A 17,480-nucleotide genomic window follows, 5' to 3' on the forward strand; every position below is an offset into this window, starting at 1 on the left:
GGCGTACTATGGCTCACTTGGTATTTTTCTTTGTATTTTTAATTCCTTATATTTTTGTAAATTGCATGGTTGTTCGCCATATTTACACAAAATGCAAAAGTAAAGAGAGGGACAATTACTATGAACTTTAAGATAGAGGACTTAATACACTTTTTAATATTCGGCTTTTTAGGTTTACTCGGTGGAACTGCCAAATATCTTAATACGCATAGCAGTAAATACAACCTTAAATCCTATACAAGCATGGTCGTTACCTCTGTTTTAGTTGCAATAATTGTATGTTTTATTGTTCTGCAAAAAACGGATAGCAGCGAATTTTTAATCGCAGTTGGTATTACTTCCGGTTATCTTGGTTCTCGTCTGTTTGATTTGCTTGCAGAATGGTTTTTAGATAATGTGGAAAAATTACTTAATAGACATAGCCATATAGGAGGCGATGACGATGTTGGGGACGATAGCAGCAGCGATTAAGTCATTGTGCGATATGCTTGCACAATTTGCAGAAACACAAAATACTGCCATTGAAAGACAGTCGGAAACGACAGTCAATAAGTCGTGCAAAAATTCATCAAAAGCAATAAAAGCGGCTAACAAGGCTCTTGATATTGCTGCAAAATATATGGATAGTTTTGATAAAAAAGATTTCAAAGACTTTAGAAAATACAAAAAAGACTTTGATAATAATATAGGGAGCAAATAATGAAAGAATTTGGCAAAGCATTCGGGGAGGCTGCCTACAAGGTGGCAAGCAAAATGGGAGGCACAAAATCGCAAGGTAAATGTGCATTAGCCGTTGGGGACGCTCTCTCTATGGTCATGGGGGAACAAGTTGCAAAGCAATATCGTGGCAATGCTTGGACATGGATTTCAAAAGTTAAAATGTCTAATTTATGGCGTTTTCTTAAACAGTCTAAAGATACTACAAATTTGCCTGCTGGGTCGCTTGTGATTTGGAATAAACAACCTACCCACCCTTACGGACATATTGAAGTCGCAGACGGCAACGGACACCTTTGCTCTGATTTTATTCGCTCTGATAAATTGGCTCTATATAGAAATAATCCTGATAATATTATTCCTTTACTTTTTGTACCTGCTGAACTTCAACTACAAAATGTCGGCGATAACCTGCCTGCAAAGGTTAGAGTTATCGCCTCTGCTTTAAATATTAGAGAACATGCAGGAATGGACGCAAAAATTGTCGGACAGTATAAAAAGGGTGATATAGTTACCATTTGGGCTATTGAAACCAAGTGTACTACTCAATGGGGCAAAAATTCAAAAGGATTTTTCTGCCTGTTTAATGAAAGAGAGAGTTTTGTAGAACATGTTTGATTTTGTTTGTAAAAAATGCGGTGAAATTCAAAAACCACAAAAAGAGGGCGAAAAATTTAATAGTTTTGGTACAACTTGCCAAAAATGCGGAGGCGAGTTAAAAATACAAATGCGAAAGCAAGAGAGGGCAAAGAAATGATTTTATCAGCAAAATTAAAGGCACAAGTTAAAACACTCCTGATTAAACTAATCAGAGGCAAGAAAACGAGCATTATTGGAATGAAAGAGAAAGCGTATGATTACATAAGAGAACGCCTGCCAAAATGGCTTGTATTTATTTTTGACGGATACATTCGTAACAAAATTGATACTTTATTTATGGAGGCTTTAGCAAGTGTTAAATGTGATTAAACCCTTAACCTATAAAAGCCGTTTGCAACAAATAGGGGACGGTAACAAGTTCATTCTTGAGGATAATGAGGTTTTTGCAACACATGCAGGCGTAATATTTGCACCTCGTTATACCTTTACCGACAATATTACTTTTATAAATAATACTTTTGTTGATGTCAGAGCCAGCCACATTCATGATATAGGTTGTGCCACTCACAAACTACTTATATCTAATTTAACCGAGCAAGACTTAATTGAGAGAGGCTTGCTTTATCTGAATGAAAAAGCGACCGAGAGAGAATGCCGATTTCTTGAAACACTTAAAAAGGCTGGCAGATATAACGGAAATACCGATGTTTCGGTTTATGTTTGTGATGATATTCCACAAGAATATATCGAAACGATAGATGTCAGTTTTTCTGAAAACAACCGACTATTTAAGGAAATGTTGAAAGCAACCGGAGTAAACAACTTTATGGCAAATACAATGGGTAGTGCTGTATATTTGAATATTGGCTGGGTTGCAAAAGCCGTCAAACCTATGCCCGATATAGACAGGTTGTTTAAAGATATTTTGATTACATAAGAGAGGAAACGCCTATGAGAACAGAGCCTATTAAGCCACAACCTACTTTTGGTGGCTACAATTCCGTACTTAAAACCTTATATAAAAAGGGTAAATTACCGCAAGTTAAAAGGGGTTTTTATGGCGACAGGCTCACTAAAGATAATTGCAGTCTTGAACATTTGCTTTGCAGAGAGCAAGGAGGCACGACCGACCTATCAAACCTTGTTTTAGCAAGTAAGCGTAAAAACAATGCAAGAGGCAATAAACCCTTAAGAGATTTTATTAACTTAAAGGCTATGGCTGATTACCTAACTCAATTTAAAGGTATAAGACGAAAAGGTTTTAATGGCGATAAGTACATAAAATCTATATTACAGACGGTTTCTGACTTATTATAATTGACTTATTTTACATGCTTGATGTATAATTAAGTCGTTAAATCTTTTTCATTTTGAAAAAACGCTCGGAGTGCTGCCTTTGGTGGCACTTTCATTTTAAGGCTATTAGGAGGCGTTTTAAGAGGGGTTATATAGTCTAATGATAAAATATACCTAAAGACATAAAAAGTCCCCAAACTTTTTAATTTCGCTGGGGAGTTTTAATCAATTTAATAATCCAATAAGGTAAATGTTCAACTATCCTTTTTCTCTCTTTTTTCAAATTTTAAAATTTTAGCAGTCGGCTTGACAATATGAATAATGTCCCCCACATATTTTGTAGGTAAATCAGCAGCAAAGCAGTCGCCGTTGTCAAAATATTCGCAGTCAACGCAATAATCTTCCGGCATATTTTTACCTATCGGCAATATTTCGTTTCTCTTTTTGCAGTAAGGTTTCTTCATAGTCATAACGATACTCGTCATAATATATTACACATCTTTTGCAATTTTTGCAAGTTTTATTTAAGTTATAGTTTTTAGTGTAATTGTTACACTTATAAATATTTTGAATTGGTCGTCCCATATTACCACTCAATTTTATCTATTTCATCTTGTGTGCAATGCTTAATAAATTCCGTCTTGCCTGTATTATTGTTGTGCTTACCCCAAAAGTATGTTTTATATTCGCCCTGCAAAATTTTCAAGTCGTCTTTTGTTGTAGGATATTGACCCATGACAGTACGATTTTTGTTGTAAATTAAACACAAATCATCGCCAAAAACGGCTCTTTGTAGTTTAAAGATTTCGGTCGCTTTGCTCATTTTTGTTTACCTCATATTGTTGTGTAATCAAAGCCCTCGCCTCTCTAACTTTGTCAGCAATAATTTTTAACCGTTGCTCTGCCGATGTTTCGCTGCCGTCCTCATTTTTGACAACAGCAAAGCCAAACAATTCTGCTGATTTTAAGATTTGTTCAACATTTTGCATAAGTGCATTATAAGTATCAAGATTTTTGCGGTTTAGTTTGAACAATAGCCTATCAATATCCTGCTTTTCCAATACTTCGCCAAAATGATTAAGACACTTAAAGCACATCTGAATATCGTCCCATTTTTTGCGTTCTTGCAAAAACTCTACGATTAAATTGTAGTATTTTCGGTTTTTCTTTTTATAAAAATCAAAATTAGCCTTAATAACTCGCCAATACGGCATGTCTTGGTGTTTTATAGTATCACGATTTATAATCGCAATACCTGTCTTTTCGCTGCCGCCTGTCAATGTTAGCGAGCCGTCTTTTTCCAAAATAACCATTTCGTACTTTGGGTTATTCGGATTTTTAACCGAGTGCTTTTCAATGTACTTCATTCTTGCCTTGTAGGCTTTTTCTTGTTCCGGCGTCAGTTTTATGGGTGTCTGTTCTTGCATTATGTTTGCTCCTTATACATATTAACATACTTTAATTCCCTTTTGTGCATAATATTTATCAGCATTTGTATTTACTCTGCGATAAGTGTCGATAATACCTTTAACTTTTGACCCTTTTTTACTATGTTTTTGTAATTCATAAATACAAAGTTCTCTGAATTGTGCTGGGTCGCCAAAATCGTCATTGAAATTAAGACATAAATCGCCTCTTAAGTGCCAATTATTCAAAAGTTTTGCAAGTTGTGGGCGAGTGCAATTTGGCATTTCAGTATAAAAAACAAGCGTATATCCGGCATTTTGATACCTGATAGCCTTTAATAAATCAGTCGGAAATGGCAAACATTCTGATAGGTGGGCTTGTAAATAATCATTCAAATTATTATTTGGGTTATTTTCTACCCACATCATGCCTCTTTTTAGAATTGGCACAATATCAAATAAAGCAGCCATATCTACCATAATAATTTCTCTTTTGCGTTTCCAGCGTAAATAGTCTGAAAAAAGCGTAACTATACAAAATACTGCTATTAAATCAAAAATTGTTTCTAAAATCTTAACTAATGCGACCGTCAACATTTCTAACCGTACCCTTTCCAAAATATTGTAATTTATGTTTTTCAAGCCTTTTGCAATTTTCGCAATTAAAGGCAGTTCCGCAAGTATTACACTTGCCACCGCCTGCTTTTGCGGTTTGTAAACCTATTTTACCTAAATCGTCTTTGTATTTTTCTCTCAATGCGTTGTATTCATCTTGCGAAATAATTTTATCCTCGAAATCGTTAAACAGGGGAAAACCCTCGCCACAAGGAACACATACATATTCGCAACCTCTAATGGCGAACGACCACATTAAAATACTTCCGCAATTAGGACATAATTTAACTTTTCGTGTGTCTGATTTTTTCATTTGTTAAATCCTTTTTCTTAAAACGGTACTTGCATTTCGCAGCATAATTCGCTTGCTGCCATTTCATCTATCCAAGACGCTTGTAATGCCTTTTCAATATCAACTTGAGGGGCAAATTCTTTTTCAAATCGTTTCTGAATGTCATTATACCCTGCTATTAACTGCGGTCGCAAATCTTCCATGCAGTCAAACAAACCTAATGCTAATTCAGTTGCCTCGTCCCCTGCCTTATCGTTGTCCATGCAAAGTCCTATGCTTTCAAATCTACGCCAGTTTACTTTTTGCAAGCAACAGTCGGTATTTATACTATTTGTGCCGTTTTGCACTGTAAAAATAGCAGTATGGCTAATTATTTCAGGCTGGGTAATTTTCATAAGTTGATAAAGATTATAAGCGTCTTTATAACCCTCGCAAATAATTCCACGCATAGCAAAATTGTTTCCGGTAACAAGGCAAATACGGCTATCATAGCCACTTATGCGTCTTATTCTCTTTTCGCCTGTATATTCTCTGTATTCCGCTCCGTTTGCCTCGCAATAAGGAAACATACTTTGTGTAGGGTCTTTGCCTATCGCTCTGCTTGGAAAAACAAGCATGTCCTTTTTCTCGTCATAACCTATATTGCACTCAAGAGCGGTTTTAGGCATGATACTATGTTTTTCAAACATTTTTCGCAGAATATCCTTGTGTCTGAATAACATTACACCGCAGTCCCAGTAATACTCGTCTAATTTGTCTTGAGGTATTTCTTTTTCTTTTGGTTTTTCCTGTCTTGGCATGCTTGGTGGTGGCGGTGTATATATAGGCGATGTTTGAGCAGAGAAATCCTCGCCATTTCCCTGTTGTGCCTCAAATCGCCTGCGAGCAATTATGCTCGTTATTTCTTGACCATAATCGCAAGCAAAGCATTTCAAAATATGTTTTGAGCGGTTAAATTTAAGGTTGTCTGCGGCTCTATCGCCTCCCATGCCTCTACAAGCAGGGCAAGCCCAAACTAATTCATCGCCTTGTACTTTGTAATTCTTTCCTAATAATGATATAACTTCTTGCTCGGTTATCGGGTCGGTTTCAAAATCAATTTCCATTTTTTGTCCCTTTATACGTAGTTAAATCTTTCTTGCAATAATGCTTTTATACCTTTTGAAACAGTATCCCTGCTCAAACAGTTTTCAAGCCTTGATACTCTAACGCCTATTAGTTCCGCTAATTGCCTACGTGTTAAGCCCTCTTTGCGACAAACTAATAAAATTGCATTTTCGGGTTTAACCAAAAATTGTGCATAGGCTGCTCCCTTTTTGGCGTCTTTTAATGCTTGATTAGCAAGTTGTTGTGGAGTAAGTCTTTTTACAGTATCGTAACCTTGATAATTGTCTTTATACTTACGATTTACGCAATAACTCGCTTTATATATTTTGAGAAAAAGTTTTGGATTTTCCTCAATGTTTGTAACATCTATGTATTGCTTTTCCATTTTTCCGTCCTTACTATTTTATTATATCACAAGTTTTGATAATTATTGCACTCTCTTGAGAAAATTATTGACATAGTTTGTTTCATTTATACGATTTATTGCATTAGCGTCAAAGCGAATTTGTGTATTGTAACCATTATCAATAGCGTCATACCGCTTAATATATTTCTTTTCTAATTTTGATAACTTTGTGTAGTTATTGCATTCGTCAATTATTGACCAATTAAAAGCCTTACGCCCCCATTCTCTTAAAGCAGAATGGAATTTGTCAGTTGCTTTCCGGTTAAAAGCCTCATATTCATGGTCGTAAATCCGTCTTGCTAAATCTTTTTTCGTTTGCCCTATATAGCATTCGCCTGTATGTATATTTTCAGCCTTATAAATTATGCCGACTATTGTTTTTGCCATGATTTTTATTTATCTTTCCCAAGACTGCTTATAGCCCTGTTATTTCGCTCTTGTAACTCTTTCCAAATCATATCTTTGCTTTGTTCAAATTTACTTATGTCATCACAACCCCATTGAGATTTTGGCAATAAAAATTTGGGCATGTGTGTCAAGGTTAAAAGGGCAAGACAATTCCAAGCAGCATGTGCCAAGTGTCTATAACCGCTTTCGGCGTCAATTTCATCGCCCTCAAGCCAAGCAAAAAGATGTCTAAAAAGAGCGTCAGTATATCGTTTTACCCCATTATCAACAGTCTGCCAGCCGTTATCACAATATTTGTTTGCTCCAAAAGTGCCGATACAACCGACCTCTTTTAAACCTTTTGCAAAACCGCCAAGCACCAAGCCCAGCCTAATTTTTCCGTTATCAAGTTTTACGCCTTTTTCAGTTCCCATTATCTCACTCCTTTTGCTAATAAATAAGCATGCCAACCTTGTAAATTTGTTATCCTATCTTGCACCTCTTGACGAGAAATACGCAACCAGTCTATTTTTACGCTGCGATTACCAAATTGAGGATAGTCGCAAACAACCAAATAACAAAATTGAAAATTTGGATTTATTGTAAAATAGTGCAAAATTTGCAACCAAGTTGTATCAGGTATTACCCTATTTTTAAGGTCATAAAGTCCTGCTCCAGTTGATTTACATTCACAAAAACCCTCCATTCCTTTTTCCCAAGCAAGAGCGTCAAAACTTCCGGCAATTCTTGGGTCATAATCAGAATACCATAATGTGTGCATTATAGTAGGTTCTACAAGTGTTTGTTTTGCAATTTCAGGCAAGTTCTTAAATATCGTTAAAATTGATGTTTCGCAATTCTTGCCAAAAATAACCGCAGGGCTTTTTTCCATTTCTTGAGGGGTTTTCGGAGCATAAGGGCTAACAATGCCAATATGCTCCCCAACCGTTGTGCCTGTTAGGCAACTTTTTCTTGCCTCAAGCCATTCTTCTTTTGTACTAAATTCAACCTTAATCATACTAATACAAGTCCTGTATGCTGCCCTTTTTAACTTCTGCTTTTGGTTGCTCTGCAACAGGTGGTGTAGGTTGCACTGGAGGTGTTGCAGTCGGTGGTGTAGGAGGTACACTTGCAGTTTTTGGTTGTTCAACTACCGGAGGAGGCGGCGGCATTACATCGCCTTTTTGTTCAGTTTCCCCAGCCACGATGTCAGATTTCGCATTTTCTGACGCTGGCGGTACAGTTTTATCATCTTGAACTTTTGGCTCGCTCACAGGCTTGCTATTGACCTCTGCTTGAATGTTTGTCGGTGGTGTCGGTGGTAACTGCGTTTCAACGCTTGGTGTCGGTGGTACAGGAATAGTCGGAGGGGCTGGAATTGTCGGAGCAGTATTTGTATAATCTGCGTCCTCCATAACTTCCACGCTTTCCCTACTATTGTCCTCTATTTTATACATCATCATAGCCAAGCGTCTATTGTAATATGTCATAGCAGCACCAACTTGTTGTGCCTCGCTGGCAGCCATTTTGCGTGGTACATCAAATGGACAAGATACAATTTCACTTTCTTGTATATTATCCATATTGATTACTTCATAATAACATCTATCTTCCATAACTGTAAATCTTGAATACAAACGATTTTCAAGTTCATGCTTTAAGCAGAAATCAATAATCTGTTGCGGTTTGTAATAATCATATTTTGCACCGCCACCAGCACGACCTTTACCCTGTTTGTCAATATCTTCTTTCGTCCAAGCAGCACGAACGGCACTGATTTTCTCAAGAATATTTTTAGGTTTGGTTTCAGCCGTTTTAGGTTCTTCCTTTACTTCTGATTTTGTTTCAGCCTTTTTGGTTGCTTTTTTGGGCTTTTCTTCTTTAGCAGGAGCAACAGGAAGAGTAGGCACTTCTTTTGGTTGCTCTGCCGCTTTAGTTTCTTCTTTTGCCATAGTTTCAGTTTCCTTATTTTCAGTTTCGTTATCATCATCAATAATAATGCCAGCGTCAATAAAGGTTTTCATAAGTTCCTCGTCTTGCACAACATTGGCTATAAAAGTTCCATTGTTCATTCCGGCACGACATTCGGGCAAGGCATGCTCGCAATTATTTGTTTTCTTAAAATAATATTTTGTGCTACCGTCCTCAAGGATTTTTGAGATAACAATACCTCTTACCCCTAATTCGCCCTCATAGACATCACCCACAAACAAATCTTGATGTTTGTAACTTATGCCTGTTTTGTTAGAATAATTTTTTAAGATTTCTGATTTTTTCATTACTTAACCACCTCAACAGTAAATTCAACGCCAAGAGAGTTCAAAAATTGCTCTAATGCAGCCCCTTTTGATTTTGGCAGTTGCTTAATTGTAACAACAATATCAATTTTCTTCTCAAAGGTTTCAGTCGCAGCAGCCACATCGCTTGCCATAATAGCGGCAATTTCAGCCTCACTTTTGATTTGGCTTTGATATGTTTCAATAGCCTGCGTTAAATTTAAACCATTCTTTAAGTAAATTGATGTAACTTTATCGCAGTCATCGGTTTGCTTTTTAATAAAATCAATATCTGACTTGCGTTGACTATACCAAGTTTCAAGTTGATTTTGAATAACATTAAGAGATACACTTTTATTACACATTTTTTCGTCAAAAAACATTTCAAATTTAAGAAAATTTGAATAATCTTTTGTTGCCATAAACAACTCAAACGCTTTTGATACAGTTTCCTTTTTAAGAGCCTTTTCGGCATTTTCCAAATCCTTAACTTTTTGCTTAATGTCCGCAAGCCCTGTATCGCACAATTTTTCAAGTTCTTTACACTTATCAACATAAGGCTGAATATACTCCAAAAACCTATTAGTTTCGTCAATACGATAGCGACTAATACGCTCTTTAACCTTGTTAATTTCTGCAATTCCTGTCTTAACCTCTTTCTTATTTTCTTCGGTCAATTCAGTAATTGAGTTAAGTTTCTTAATTTTTGCCTCAAGTTCAGTTTTAACGACCTCATATTCGCTTAAAACAGGTACTTGCGGCAGTAATTTGTTTTCATCTTCTGACATTTTAACGCTCCTTATTTTTGTTTATACTAATATTATATCATAAATTTTGATAATTATTGCACTCTTTTAAAAATTAGTTATCCATAATTTTGTATAAATCCACAAACGCTCTATTATTAGGGTTTTTGATTTGTTCTAAAAACTTTTTAGCCTTACGCAATTTACGACCATAATACCTCAAAGCCCCTTGTTTTGGGTCAAACTTAATACAAATCGTATGAAAAACATACCAGCAGTTTGTCTTTTTTGCCGTTCTAATCATTGGGTATGGGTATTTTTCATGTGTAAAATCAGGGTCGCCTTTGAATACGAATGAGCCGTCCTCTCTTACACCATAACACCATTTTCTAATTGGTGTACCTTTTGTAGTTTTTTCGCCTGTATCTTCAATTCGGACAAGGCATGGTAATCCTGCAAATTCATATATTGTGTCATGCAATTCTTTTTGCATAGATTTTAATTTAATCAGTTTTTCAAATTCCTTTTTAGGCTTTGGCGGTCTGCCGCCACCCTCGCCGTCAATATTAAAATCTAACTTAAAACCACATTCGGGACACTCACCCTCTGATACCGGAAAGACAAAACCGCAAACAGGACACTCAATTTCATCGCAAACAACCTCTTTTTCAGGTGGATTTATATATGACCTTATTGCGTCCACTTCAAGATGTCGGAACGAATTACCGACAAAATCAAGAAAAATACATTTTGTCTTGCCAATTTCAGGGCAGAGCCTCAAACCACGCCCAGCACATTGAATATATCTGCGTAAAATTTTTGTCGGATTTAAGAACATAACACATTCAATACTTGGTTCATCAAACCCTGCTACCAATAAACCGACATTAAAAAGACACTCAATTTCCCCTGTTTTAAATTTTGCCAAAATATTTGCTCTTTCAGTATCGCTATTTTGAGCAGAAACATGGGCAGCCTTAACGCCATTTAACCTGAAAAATTTTGCGTAATGTTCCGCAGAGGCAACAGTAGAACAAAATACGATAGTCTTTTTATGTTTAGCATGGGTTAGCCAGCCCTCAAGAACTTTATCAACTTTATCCGTATCAACAACTATGTCATCTATTGCCCCTGTATCGTAATCGCCTGTACTTGTTACACGCACTTTTGAAAAGTCAAAAAGGTCAATGGTATAATGTTCCGGCTTAACAAGATAACCCTTTTCAATAAGAGTTATAATATCTGCTCCATTTATAAATTCTTCAAAACCACTTAATAAATAACCTTTATTATCCCATGGGGTTGCCGTTACACCTATAACTACACAACTATCCTTTTTAAAATCGCAAATACGCTCAAAGGCAGTTCCATTATAGTATTGATGTATTTCGTCAAAAAATATAAAATCAAATTCTGATAGCCATTCTTGATACAACTCCGATTTAAGTCTTGCTCTTAAAGTTTGCAACATAGCAACGGTTATATCTTGGGGGCGAAAACTATCAGCCGTTAGATAGCCAAAAGGAAAGTCCTTATCTGCAAAGCGTATCGTTTGTCCTAACAATTCAGTTCTATCAACTATAATTAAAGTCTTAAAACCTCTCTCTGCTACTCTTTTTGCAAAATCGCTCATAGATACTGTTTTGCCTGCTCCGGTAGCCATATTAAACAATATGCGATGTTTCCCCTCCATAATTGCTTGCGTAATGCGTTTGCCTGCGTCTTGTTGATAATCTCTTAATTGTATTGCCATTATTCTTTTATCTCATAAACGGATTTTATATTTCCATATCTATCTAATTCTATGTCGTATTTTTCCATATTTTCAGTTTTCCAAGTTAAATTTGCACAATTTTTATATCCGCCTTGATACCTTGCCTTATCGCACATTGTCAGGCAATTTGTTATCAAACAGCCAATTTTACTTGGGTATTCAGATTTTTTAAGTTTTATTCTTGACAAAATAAGCCTCCTTGAACGTAATCTATTTCGGTTTCTAATAATCTTTTGCGAGCAATTTCGCAATTTTTTGGCAGTAACTCTATCATGTGTCCCTCTCTTGATGTTTCTTTGCAAGCCACAACTATTGCACCGCCACCGCCAAAGCAGTCAAGCACCTTATCGCCAATATTTGTGCTTTGTACTATCATCTGCCTAAAAAGTTCTGCTGGCTTTTCGGTTATATGAATTTTCTTGCCGACAGGATTTTTAACATAGAAAACATCACTCGCCCCCATGTCGTTTATATAACGCTCTTTCCCTTTGCGTAGCATTAAAATTCTTTCGGTAGATTTCATATAAAACTTGTTTGGCGTAGAATTTTGTTTTAACCAAGTAAGGTCGTTTTGGAATTTAAAACCAACTTTTTCAGCCTTAATTTGCAATTCTGCAAAATTTCTGCCGTTTATCATAATGTAGGCATGGCAACCCTTTTTAAGCACACGATAGACTTCCGGCAACCATTCCTCAAATTTTGGAATGTTTTGTATCATCTGCCCTGTCTTTACTAATGCTTGATTATCCTCGTCTGCATTTTTCTTAACCCAGCGATTACGCTTTTTATCGTTTATAGTGCCGTCAGCGTTTACCTTGACGCTGCTTGTCCCTAATTTATACGGAGGGTCGGTAATTATGCAGTCAAAATACTCGTCAGGATATTCTTTTAATAGCGTCAAAGCGTCCCCACATTTGATAACTTGTTCAACCAATTTAAGCCTCCAAAACTTCCTTTTTAAGATAATTGATTAAATCTTGTTTAGTTTCAAGAGTACGCCAGCCTTTTAATCCATAATCCCAGTTTTCTGCCTTTTCGACAAGTTCCTTAACAACTTCTCTGACATCATTCTGCTCGTTTTGGTTATCTTCTAATGTTTGAGCCTTTTCTTCTGCGTCTTTTTTATCACTTTCAAGGTCGTTAATACGCTCCTCGATTTCAGTTGCAACAGCAAGTATGCTGCTTATTGTATCGGTCATTTCCGCAACAGTTTCTTTTAATTCGCCTAATTTTTCCTTTAATGTATTAAGTTCTTCACATTCTGACATTATTACGCTCCTTTATTCATTAAGTGCGGAGGCATTAAACTCATTCCAAATATGCTCAAGTTTTTGCTTTCACACCTTGTCATGTATGTACTTTGATTATCGTCAAAAAATATTTTCAATTTTCCGCTTTCATCTATACAACGATAAAATTCAGTTAAATATTTATCTAAAAACCTTATATCAAGCCTTGTAGATTTATGGTTATATTCTGCCGGAATAGGTACGGCAAAATCAAGGGCTTGTTCTCTATTATTAGCAGATACGATAACCTCATTTTCTGCAAATTGTAAAATTATTTTATCATCAATTTTTGAACATTTGTCTGCGACTTCTTTTAATTGTTTTGCGTCCACTTCAACCCAATTAGAAAGAGGTTGTTTTACAAGTTTTTTGACCGCCTCAAAAGGAAATCCTCCTGTTGCTTGGCTAAAACTACAAGCGACTTTTTTATCTTCACTTACAATAATTCTTTGTTTTGGATTAAAATACCACATTCCACTCGGAAATTTCTCGGTAAATAAACGAATATCTGTACCAAAATCTTGTTTCAAATAGTTTATTGTGGCAAAATTACCGTCCGTTGACATTAGCATGTTTTCGCCAAGAGCAAATTTATTCATTTGCATTTTTCGGTCAATTAAAACAAAGCAGTCGTCCATTGAAATTTTAATTGCACTATCAAAATCAAACTTAAAGTGGCAATTATTATTTGCCTCTGACCTTGATATTGCACATTTGAATTTTGTCTTGCCCTCTTTAATTTCATACATTCCGTTTTTATTTGTAATTGTTATTGTTTTGTCAAAAAAATCACAAATTCTCGCAAATTCAGTCCAAGCAATATTTATTTCTTCCGTTTCTGCTGGTTGTATAAAATCAGCCACAAGCCTTGCGTAATCAACGCCGTTTGACATTATGACCGTATAAAGTTCATCGTTTAACGGTTTTATTTGTACTGCCAAATCTCTGCGAGCCGTACCATTTGCGGCAATTTTATCAAAGCATAATCTTTTTATTCGTCTTAAATCTGAAATCTTTATCATTTTGACCTTTTCTATTTTGACCTTGCAGACTAACACAGGGGTTTCGGGGCAAGCGAAATACCCCTGCTGCTGCTCGTTGTTAATTAAATACGAAATCGTCTTGTCTGTTGAGTATGTCCATGTGTCCGGCTGCCTTGTAATCAGCAAGGAATTGAGCCACAATAGAGAGAGCCACATTATCAGGTAAAAGCCCCCCCCTACTCATTAAAGCGTTGTATTGAGTAGAAATATAGCCTACTTTCATAAAATCGTTTATGTTCTTAATTTTGGTTTTCTCGCAAAATGAGTTAAAACCTAAATCTATATTTTGTTCGGTTTGACGTTCTTCCAATTCTTTAACCATTGTTAAAGTCCTCCGATTTACTAATACACGCTTGTTATTACTATTTTGGCTGGCGATATTGAGCCAATTTTTCTTTAAACCACTCTTTGTATTGGTCATCAGTAGGTTTACCTTGTATTGTGCTTGCAATGTATTCAATTTGAAATTTATCAGACATTGGAGCATAAGAGAATAAACCCCAGCCAAATTGAGGAACGGTTTTTTGAGTTCCGTCATTTGCTTGGAAATCTCTATTTGTAATACCAATAATACCTACTTTGCCCTCAAAGTCAGAGGTATCGTCCATTTTTTCAATGCCAAACGCTCTTGCAAGTCCGTTAAGGGCGTTTTGGTGCATTTGAACATCAAAATAATATTGTTGAGATACAATAATATTATCCTCTGTATTATCAGGAAATTTTACTTTACTTAAAGTTTTAAATGTCAATTCTACAACATCACGCATTACCGTTTTGTTGTCGTCAGTTTCTTTTTCCTTTTGAAATAATTTTGCAGCAGTAATTACGACAGGATATACACCCTCCCACACTGCTTTTGATGTTTTTTCCGGTATAAACCAGTTTGTTAAGTTGCCCATGATTTCGCTCCTTTTTAAATTTTGTACTAACTATTTTTATAATCTTTTTCTGTATAATTTTATTATATCATAAATTTTGATAATTATTGCACTCTTTTGAAAAATTTTTTATTTTTCTTTTATTGTTGCTAAATGAAAGCAATTACAATATTTACACCAATAAATTTTATATTCACAATTATACTTTTCGCCCTTTTCTTTTGCCCCAATTTCTGCGGCATGATATGTTTTATATTTCATTTTCCGTAAGCAACCTTGATACAGTTCAGGTTTCTTTTGTCCTTTTTTCATAAAGCCCTCCAGCAAGACACCATACTAATTGTTTGTAAAAGCATTCATAGCCGTAGATATGCCACTTTAATTTATCTATTTTAGCCTTAACTTTATCGCTCTTAAAAGTCCAGCAGTCTGACAGGCTATGTAAACGCTTTTGATAAATCAAACTATATTTTGCAAGATGTCTATACATCATATTTAATTCATCATTTATTGCAAGTATTTTGTCTAACATCGCCTTTTCGCTTTGCATTTTCCTTGTCCTGTTCTGCAATTTTCTTGCGTTCTTTGATATATTCTTCGTTTTCAATTTGTCTTACAACTTCATCAAAATAATTTCTAATTTTCTGAATAGCGTCTTTTGCGTCCGTACTTACTTCAACAGTATAACCAAGAGAACGCAACCACTCATGGCATGCTATTTGATATTTGCTCGGTTTGTTGTTCTTAACTTTGTTTTCAAGAAACAACACATCGCCGTTTCCGTAGGCATTTCTTCTGCCAAAAATCATCATATCAGGAAAACCGACATGTAACCCCTCTTTTTTAAGCAGCCTCATTTGAATAGCATTTTGTGTTTTAATTTGACTGGTAGGTAGCCCATACATTCGCATAACTTGAATACTGCCCCCAAGATTAAATCCGTTAGGGACTGCAACCGGAATTAAATCATTTTGTAAGCACCAAGAAACAATTAACGCCTGCTCCTGATTTTCGTCCATATCTTTAATTTTCCTTACTACCATGTTTTATCACTCCTATATCTTTAAATTGTAACCAGTCATTTTCTTTATTAAGCGTAAAAATTTCAACTGAATTTTTTTGGCAGATTTCTTTGATAAATTCTCTCTCCTCGTTGCAGATTTGAAAACTCATTATTTTAGAAGTCATGCTACCGTCATAATGTTTAAAAATTGTACCTCCAATTAAATCAATTCCGGCAAGCAAGATTTCTTTGTAGCCTCGTAGTATAGCAAAAGATACGGCAGCACTTGAAGAAAAATGTCGCCAACATAAACATTTCTCTTTAATAATATAACCCTCGTTTTTAAATTCCCAACCGGTATTTATACTAACCCATTCACAATTTTTTGTTTCTAAAAACTTTACAGGCTCATCAACTGATACCATATAATTAACTGTCTTACATTGAGGAACAAGATTATTTATACATAAAACATCATACTGCCTATAATCAATTTTATTAAAATCAATTTTATTTATAAAAGGCGAACGCCCAAAAATTAGTATTTTTTTCATTTGCTTAATTTCCTTGTTGCAATTCACACAAAGCATTTATATTTTTATCATCTTTAATCGCCATAACCATTTTATAATATTTTTCATAAAATTGCGATAATCCATTAAAGCGGTTTTCCGCAATAACTATCATCGGTTCTTTGTGGCTCTGAAATAACTCTTGAGAGCCGTCTGAATATGTTATTAAAATATCTCTTATTATTTTCTTTGGTTGTGCCATGTTTCGCTCCTATTCTATATTGTAATTGCCCCATTGACTTTCCTCGCAAGCCACCAATACTCGCATTTTAGCCCTTTCTTCTATCATTAGTCCAAACCGTACAATGTCCCTCTGAAACAGAATAACCATTTATCCATAAAGATATTCTATATTTTATGAAAGAATATAATTTTTCAATTATTTTTTTATCTTTCAGAATATAACGAGCATAAAAGAAAGCCGATAATATGCCAAATTCTTTTTTGCCTGTTTCTTTTTGTGTTTTTCTATCATAAAAAATAATATCAACTTTCATTTTTGTCCCCTTTTATTATTCTTGATTTCTTAAATAATTCGCCCTCGCCTCGTTTATGAGGTATAACCCAAGTATAGCCAGCCACTCCACGCAAGCCTTGTCTATCTTTGCCTACGGAATTATCATCAAGTTTTCGCCAATGACCCATGACTTCGTAAGCATACGCAGGCTTTTTAACAATTCTTTCCGCAGCGGTCGGACATAGTTTTTTAATTTTTGCAGCCGTTGCAACATAAATTACATCAGACGGCTTATATTTGATTTTTGTAAATTCTCGACCTATTCTGCCTCTAACAGTAAAGCCAATGTCATTTTCAACATAAGTAATTTTTGTTCGCCTAATTCGGCTTAAAGTTGCTTTTATAATATTGTCATAAAAAGCAGGGATATTGCCTTTATTTTCGCCTAAAGAGTAAGCAAATAAATTCATTCGGTCAGTCATGCCAATTTTTTTATCGTCTTTGCGGTCATAGATATATTCTTTTGTAACAAATACGGTAAGGTATAAAGTAGGCGACACCTCAAAAAGTCCTACACCTTTAACAAAGGTTTTAACATAGCAATAATCGGCAAGCC

Annotated in this window: 31 protein-coding genes; 6 read left to right on the top strand and 25 right to left on the bottom strand. The window is 35.4% G+C overall.

The window, feature by feature from the left end; genetic code table 11:
* Nucleotides 1-120: 120 nt before the first annotated feature.
* From ACJMMI_RS10595 to ACJMMI_RS10620, 6 genes are all read left to right on the top strand, one after another.
* Complete coding sequence (locus ACJMMI_RS10595; RefSeq protein ID WP_405355532.1) at nucleotides 121-471, top strand: phage holin family protein; 351 nt, start codon at nucleotides 121-123, stop codon at nucleotides 469-471.
* Entirely contained in the window at nucleotides 443-700 is a 258-nt protein-coding gene (locus ACJMMI_RS10600) for a hypothetical protein (RefSeq protein WP_405355533.1), read from the top strand. The genes ACJMMI_RS10595 and ACJMMI_RS10600 overlap by 29 nt, the downstream gene beginning before the upstream one ends.
* On the top strand, nucleotides 700-1,335 hold the full coding sequence (locus ACJMMI_RS10605; protein WP_405355535.1) for a hypothetical protein: 636 nt from the start codon (nucleotides 700-702) through the stop codon (nucleotides 1,333-1,335). The genes ACJMMI_RS10600 and ACJMMI_RS10605 overlap by 1 nt, the downstream gene beginning before the upstream one ends.
* Nucleotides 1,336-1,470: 135 nt before the next feature.
* Nucleotides 1,471-1,686, top strand: a complete 216-nt coding sequence (locus ACJMMI_RS10610; protein ID WP_405355537.1) for a hypothetical protein — start codon at nucleotides 1,471-1,473, stop codon at nucleotides 1,684-1,686.
* Nucleotides 1,679-2,254, top strand: a complete 576-nt coding sequence (locus ACJMMI_RS10615; RefSeq protein WP_405355539.1) for a hypothetical protein — start codon at nucleotides 1,679-1,681, stop codon at nucleotides 2,252-2,254. The genes ACJMMI_RS10610 and ACJMMI_RS10615 overlap by 8 nt, the downstream gene beginning before the upstream one ends.
* 14 nt (nucleotides 2,255-2,268) lie before the next feature.
* Complete coding sequence (locus ACJMMI_RS10620; protein ID WP_405355541.1) at nucleotides 2,269-2,634, top strand: hypothetical protein; 366 nt, start codon at nucleotides 2,269-2,271, stop codon at nucleotides 2,632-2,634.
* A 233-nt stretch (nucleotides 2,635-2,867) separates the two neighbouring features.
* On the opposite strand, the gene ACJMMI_RS10625 is transcribed toward ACJMMI_RS10620, so the two are convergent.
* From ACJMMI_RS10625 to ACJMMI_RS10745, 25 genes are all read right to left on the bottom strand, one after another.
* Nucleotides 2,868-3,098, bottom strand: coding sequence for a hypothetical protein (locus ACJMMI_RS10625; RefSeq protein WP_405355543.1), 231 nt, complete (start codon nucleotides 3,096-3,098; stop codon nucleotides 2,868-2,870).
* 101 nt (nucleotides 3,099-3,199) lie between these two features.
* Nucleotides 3,200-3,436, bottom strand: coding sequence for a hypothetical protein (locus ACJMMI_RS10630; RefSeq protein WP_405355545.1), 237 nt, complete (start codon nucleotides 3,434-3,436; stop codon nucleotides 3,200-3,202).
* Nucleotides 3,411-4,040 carry a hypothetical protein gene (locus tag ACJMMI_RS10635; protein WP_405355547.1) on the bottom strand — a complete coding sequence of 210 codons (630 nt, stop codon included), beginning with the start codon at nucleotides 4,038-4,040 and terminating at the stop codon, nucleotides 3,411-3,413. The genes ACJMMI_RS10630 and ACJMMI_RS10635 overlap by 26 nt, the downstream gene beginning before the upstream one ends.
* Before the next feature lie 21 nt (nucleotides 4,041-4,061).
* Entirely contained in the window at nucleotides 4,062-4,616 is a 555-nt protein-coding gene (locus tag ACJMMI_RS10640; protein WP_405355550.1) for a hypothetical protein, read from the bottom strand.
* Nucleotides 4,594-4,947 (bottom strand): hypothetical protein, encoded by a 354-nt coding sequence (locus ACJMMI_RS10645; RefSeq protein WP_405355551.1) that lies wholly within the window; start codon nucleotides 4,945-4,947, stop codon nucleotides 4,594-4,596. The genes ACJMMI_RS10640 and ACJMMI_RS10645 overlap by 23 nt, the downstream gene beginning before the upstream one ends.
* A 17-nt stretch (nucleotides 4,948-4,964) precedes the next feature.
* Nucleotides 4,965-6,032 (bottom strand): toprim domain-containing protein, encoded by a 1,068-nt coding sequence (locus tag ACJMMI_RS10650; RefSeq protein ID WP_405355553.1) that lies wholly within the window; start codon nucleotides 6,030-6,032, stop codon nucleotides 4,965-4,967.
* A gap of 11 nt (nucleotides 6,033-6,043) precedes the next feature.
* Nucleotides 6,044-6,418 (bottom strand): hypothetical protein, encoded by a 375-nt coding sequence (locus tag ACJMMI_RS10655; protein ID WP_405355555.1) that lies wholly within the window; start codon nucleotides 6,416-6,418, stop codon nucleotides 6,044-6,046.
* Between the two features lie 42 nt (nucleotides 6,419-6,460).
* Nucleotides 6,461-6,826, bottom strand: a complete 366-nt coding sequence (locus ACJMMI_RS10660) for a GIY-YIG nuclease family protein (RefSeq protein WP_405355556.1) — start codon at nucleotides 6,824-6,826, stop codon at nucleotides 6,461-6,463.
* Between the two features lie 5 nt (nucleotides 6,827-6,831).
* Complete coding sequence (locus ACJMMI_RS10665) at nucleotides 6,832-7,260, bottom strand: dATP/dGTP diphosphohydrolase domain-containing protein (RefSeq protein WP_405355557.1); 429 nt, start codon at nucleotides 7,258-7,260, stop codon at nucleotides 6,832-6,834.
* Nucleotides 7,260-7,844: a hypothetical protein gene (locus ACJMMI_RS10670; RefSeq protein ID WP_405355558.1), complete on the bottom strand. Its 585-nt coding sequence runs from the start codon at nucleotides 7,842-7,844 to the stop codon at nucleotides 7,260-7,262. Before ACJMMI_RS10670 ends, ACJMMI_RS10665 begins: the two co-directional genes overlap by 1 nt.
* A 1-nt stretch (nucleotide 7,845) precedes the next feature.
* Nucleotides 7,846-9,105: a hypothetical protein gene (locus tag ACJMMI_RS10675; protein ID WP_405355560.1), complete on the bottom strand. Its 1,260-nt coding sequence runs from the start codon at nucleotides 9,103-9,105 to the stop codon at nucleotides 7,846-7,848.
* Nucleotides 9,105-9,890 carry a DUF1351 domain-containing protein gene (locus ACJMMI_RS10680; RefSeq protein WP_405355561.1) on the bottom strand — a complete coding sequence of 262 codons (786 nt, stop codon included), beginning with the start codon at nucleotides 9,888-9,890 and terminating at the stop codon, nucleotides 9,105-9,107. Before ACJMMI_RS10680 ends, ACJMMI_RS10675 begins: the two co-directional genes overlap by 1 nt.
* 73 nt (nucleotides 9,891-9,963) lie before the next feature.
* Nucleotides 9,964-11,601, bottom strand: a complete 1,638-nt coding sequence (locus ACJMMI_RS10685) for a DEAD/DEAH box helicase (RefSeq protein WP_405355562.1) — start codon at nucleotides 11,599-11,601, stop codon at nucleotides 9,964-9,966.
* Nucleotides 11,601-11,810 (bottom strand): hypothetical protein, encoded by a 210-nt coding sequence (locus ACJMMI_RS10690; protein ID WP_405355563.1) that lies wholly within the window; start codon nucleotides 11,808-11,810, stop codon nucleotides 11,601-11,603. Before ACJMMI_RS10690 ends, ACJMMI_RS10685 begins: the two co-directional genes overlap by 1 nt.
* Nucleotides 11,798-12,556 (bottom strand): DNA-methyltransferase, encoded by a 759-nt coding sequence (locus ACJMMI_RS10695; protein WP_405355565.1) that lies wholly within the window; start codon nucleotides 12,554-12,556, stop codon nucleotides 11,798-11,800. The genes ACJMMI_RS10690 and ACJMMI_RS10695 overlap by 13 nt, the downstream gene beginning before the upstream one ends.
* 1 nt (nucleotide 12,557) lies before the next feature.
* Nucleotides 12,558-12,890 carry a hypothetical protein gene (locus tag ACJMMI_RS10700; RefSeq protein WP_405355567.1) on the bottom strand — a complete coding sequence of 111 codons (333 nt, stop codon included), beginning with the start codon at nucleotides 12,888-12,890 and terminating at the stop codon, nucleotides 12,558-12,560.
* Nucleotides 12,891-12,892: 2 nt separating this feature from the next.
* Entirely contained in the window at nucleotides 12,893-13,933 is a 1,041-nt protein-coding gene (locus ACJMMI_RS10705) for a hypothetical protein (RefSeq protein ID WP_405355570.1), read from the bottom strand.
* A 79-nt stretch (nucleotides 13,934-14,012) separates the two neighbouring features.
* Complete coding sequence (locus ACJMMI_RS10710) at nucleotides 14,013-14,276, bottom strand: hypothetical protein (protein ID WP_405355572.1); 264 nt, start codon at nucleotides 14,274-14,276, stop codon at nucleotides 14,013-14,015.
* Nucleotides 14,277-14,316: 40 nt separating this feature from the next.
* Nucleotides 14,317-14,853, bottom strand: a complete 537-nt coding sequence (locus ACJMMI_RS10715; RefSeq protein WP_405355575.1) for a hypothetical protein — start codon at nucleotides 14,851-14,853, stop codon at nucleotides 14,317-14,319.
* A gap of 108 nt (nucleotides 14,854-14,961) precedes the next feature.
* Nucleotides 14,962-15,144 carry a hypothetical protein gene (locus ACJMMI_RS10720; protein ID WP_405355576.1) on the bottom strand — a complete coding sequence of 61 codons (183 nt, stop codon included), beginning with the start codon at nucleotides 15,142-15,144 and terminating at the stop codon, nucleotides 14,962-14,964.
* Between the two features lie 191 nt (nucleotides 15,145-15,335).
* Nucleotides 15,336-15,875 (bottom strand): hypothetical protein, encoded by a 540-nt coding sequence (locus ACJMMI_RS10725; RefSeq protein ID WP_405355577.1) that lies wholly within the window; start codon nucleotides 15,873-15,875, stop codon nucleotides 15,336-15,338.
* Nucleotides 15,856-16,389 (bottom strand): hypothetical protein, encoded by a 534-nt coding sequence (locus tag ACJMMI_RS10730; protein ID WP_405355579.1) that lies wholly within the window; start codon nucleotides 16,387-16,389, stop codon nucleotides 15,856-15,858. The genes ACJMMI_RS10725 and ACJMMI_RS10730 overlap by 20 nt, the downstream gene beginning before the upstream one ends.
* Before the next feature lie 4 nt (nucleotides 16,390-16,393).
* Complete coding sequence (locus tag ACJMMI_RS10735) at nucleotides 16,394-16,609, bottom strand: hypothetical protein (RefSeq protein ID WP_405355580.1); 216 nt, start codon at nucleotides 16,607-16,609, stop codon at nucleotides 16,394-16,396.
* Between the two features lie 67 nt (nucleotides 16,610-16,676).
* A complete protein-coding gene (locus tag ACJMMI_RS10740; protein WP_405355581.1) occupies nucleotides 16,677-16,904 on the bottom strand; it encodes a hypothetical protein in 228 nt (75 codons plus the stop codon).
* Nucleotides 16,894-17,480 (bottom strand): hypothetical protein (locus tag ACJMMI_RS10745; protein WP_405355582.1); only part of this gene is annotated, 587 nt, incomplete at its 5' end. The genes ACJMMI_RS10740 and ACJMMI_RS10745, both read right to left, overlap by 11 nt.

It is taken from the genome of Ruminococcus sp. (assembly GCF_045129435.1).
Taxonomy (GTDB): Bacteria; Bacillota; Clostridia; order Oscillospirales; family Acutalibacteraceae; genus Ruminococcoides.

What these genes read in the sequence shown, in the direction of transcription:
- ACJMMI_RS10595 (WP_405355532.1), top strand. Translation starts at nt 121, where the DNA reads ATGAACTTTAAGATAGAGGACTTAATACACTTTTTAATATTCGGCTTT.
- ACJMMI_RS10600 (WP_405355533.1), top strand. Translation starts at nt 443, where the DNA reads ATGTTGGGGACGATAGCAGCAGCGATTAAGTCATTGTGCGATATGCTT.
- ACJMMI_RS10605 (WP_405355535.1), top strand. Translation starts at nt 700, where the DNA reads ATGAAAGAATTTGGCAAAGCATTCGGGGAGGCTGCCTACAAGGTGGCA.
- ACJMMI_RS10610 (WP_405355537.1), top strand. Translation starts at nt 1,471, where the DNA reads ATGATTTTATCAGCAAAATTAAAGGCACAAGTTAAAACACTCCTGATT.
- ACJMMI_RS10620 (WP_405355541.1), top strand. Translation starts at nt 2,269, where the DNA reads ATGAGAACAGAGCCTATTAAGCCACAACCTACTTTTGGTGGCTACAAT.
- ACJMMI_RS10625 (WP_405355543.1), bottom strand. Translation starts at nt 3,098, where the DNA reads ATGACGAGTATCGTTATGACTATGAAGAAACCTTACTGCAAAAAGAGA.
- ACJMMI_RS10630 (WP_405355545.1), bottom strand. Translation starts at nt 3,436, where the DNA reads ATGAGCAAAGCGACCGAAATCTTTAAACTACAAAGAGCCGTTTTTGGC.
- ACJMMI_RS10635 (WP_405355547.1), bottom strand. Translation starts at nt 4,040, where the DNA reads ATGCAAGAACAGACACCCATAAAACTGACGCCGGAACAAGAAAAAGCC.
- ACJMMI_RS10640 (WP_405355550.1), bottom strand. Translation starts at nt 4,616, where the DNA reads ATGTTGACGGTCGCATTAGTTAAGATTTTAGAAACAATTTTTGATTTA.
- ACJMMI_RS10645 (WP_405355551.1), bottom strand. Translation starts at nt 4,947, where the DNA reads ATGAAAAAATCAGACACACGAAAAGTTAAATTATGTCCTAATTGCGGA.
- ACJMMI_RS10650 (WP_405355553.1), bottom strand. Translation starts at nt 6,032, where the DNA reads ATGGAAATTGATTTTGAAACCGACCCGATAACCGAGCAAGAAGTTATA.
- ACJMMI_RS10655 (WP_405355555.1), bottom strand. Translation starts at nt 6,418, where the DNA reads ATGGAAAAGCAATACATAGATGTTACAAACATTGAGGAAAATCCAAAA.
- ACJMMI_RS10660 (WP_405355556.1), bottom strand. Translation starts at nt 6,826, where the DNA reads ATGGCAAAAACAATAGTCGGCATAATTTATAAGGCTGAAAATATACAT.
- ACJMMI_RS10665 (WP_405355557.1), bottom strand. Translation starts at nt 7,260, where the DNA reads ATGGGAACTGAAAAAGGCGTAAAACTTGATAACGGAAAAATTAGGCTG.
- ACJMMI_RS10670 (WP_405355558.1), bottom strand. Translation starts at nt 7,844, where the DNA reads ATGATTAAGGTTGAATTTAGTACAAAAGAAGAATGGCTTGAGGCAAGA.
- ACJMMI_RS10675 (WP_405355560.1), bottom strand. Translation starts at nt 9,105, where the DNA reads ATGAAAAAATCAGAAATCTTAAAAAATTATTCTAACAAAACAGGCATA.
- ACJMMI_RS10680 (WP_405355561.1), bottom strand. Translation starts at nt 9,890, where the DNA reads ATGTCAGAAGATGAAAACAAATTACTGCCGCAAGTACCTGTTTTAAGC.
- ACJMMI_RS10685 (WP_405355562.1), bottom strand. Translation starts at nt 11,601, where the DNA reads ATGGCAATACAATTAAGAGATTATCAACAAGACGCAGGCAAACGCATT.
- ACJMMI_RS10700 (WP_405355567.1), bottom strand. Translation starts at nt 12,890, where the DNA reads ATGTCAGAATGTGAAGAACTTAATACATTAAAGGAAAAATTAGGCGAA.
- ACJMMI_RS10705 (WP_405355570.1), bottom strand. Translation starts at nt 13,933, where the DNA reads ATGATAAAGATTTCAGATTTAAGACGAATAAAAAGATTATGCTTTGAT.
- ACJMMI_RS10710 (WP_405355572.1), bottom strand. Translation starts at nt 14,276, where the DNA reads ATGGTTAAAGAATTGGAAGAACGTCAAACCGAACAAAATATAGATTTA.
- ACJMMI_RS10715 (WP_405355575.1), bottom strand. Translation starts at nt 14,853, where the DNA reads ATGGGCAACTTAACAAACTGGTTTATACCGGAAAAAACATCAAAAGCA.
- ACJMMI_RS10720 (WP_405355576.1), bottom strand. Translation starts at nt 15,144, where the DNA reads ATGAAAAAAGGACAAAAGAAACCTGAACTGTATCAAGGTTGCTTACGG.
- ACJMMI_RS10725 (WP_405355577.1), bottom strand. Translation starts at nt 15,875, where the DNA reads ATGGTAGTAAGGAAAATTAAAGATATGGACGAAAATCAGGAGCAGGCG.
- ACJMMI_RS10730 (WP_405355579.1), bottom strand. Translation starts at nt 16,389, where the DNA reads ATGAAAAAAATACTAATTTTTGGGCGTTCGCCTTTTATAAATAAAATT.
- ACJMMI_RS10735 (WP_405355580.1), bottom strand. Translation starts at nt 16,609, where the DNA reads ATGGCACAACCAAAGAAAATAATAAGAGATATTTTAATAACATATTCA.
- ACJMMI_RS10740 (WP_405355581.1), bottom strand. Translation starts at nt 16,904, where the DNA reads ATGAAAGTTGATATTATTTTTTATGATAGAAAAACACAAAAAGAAACA.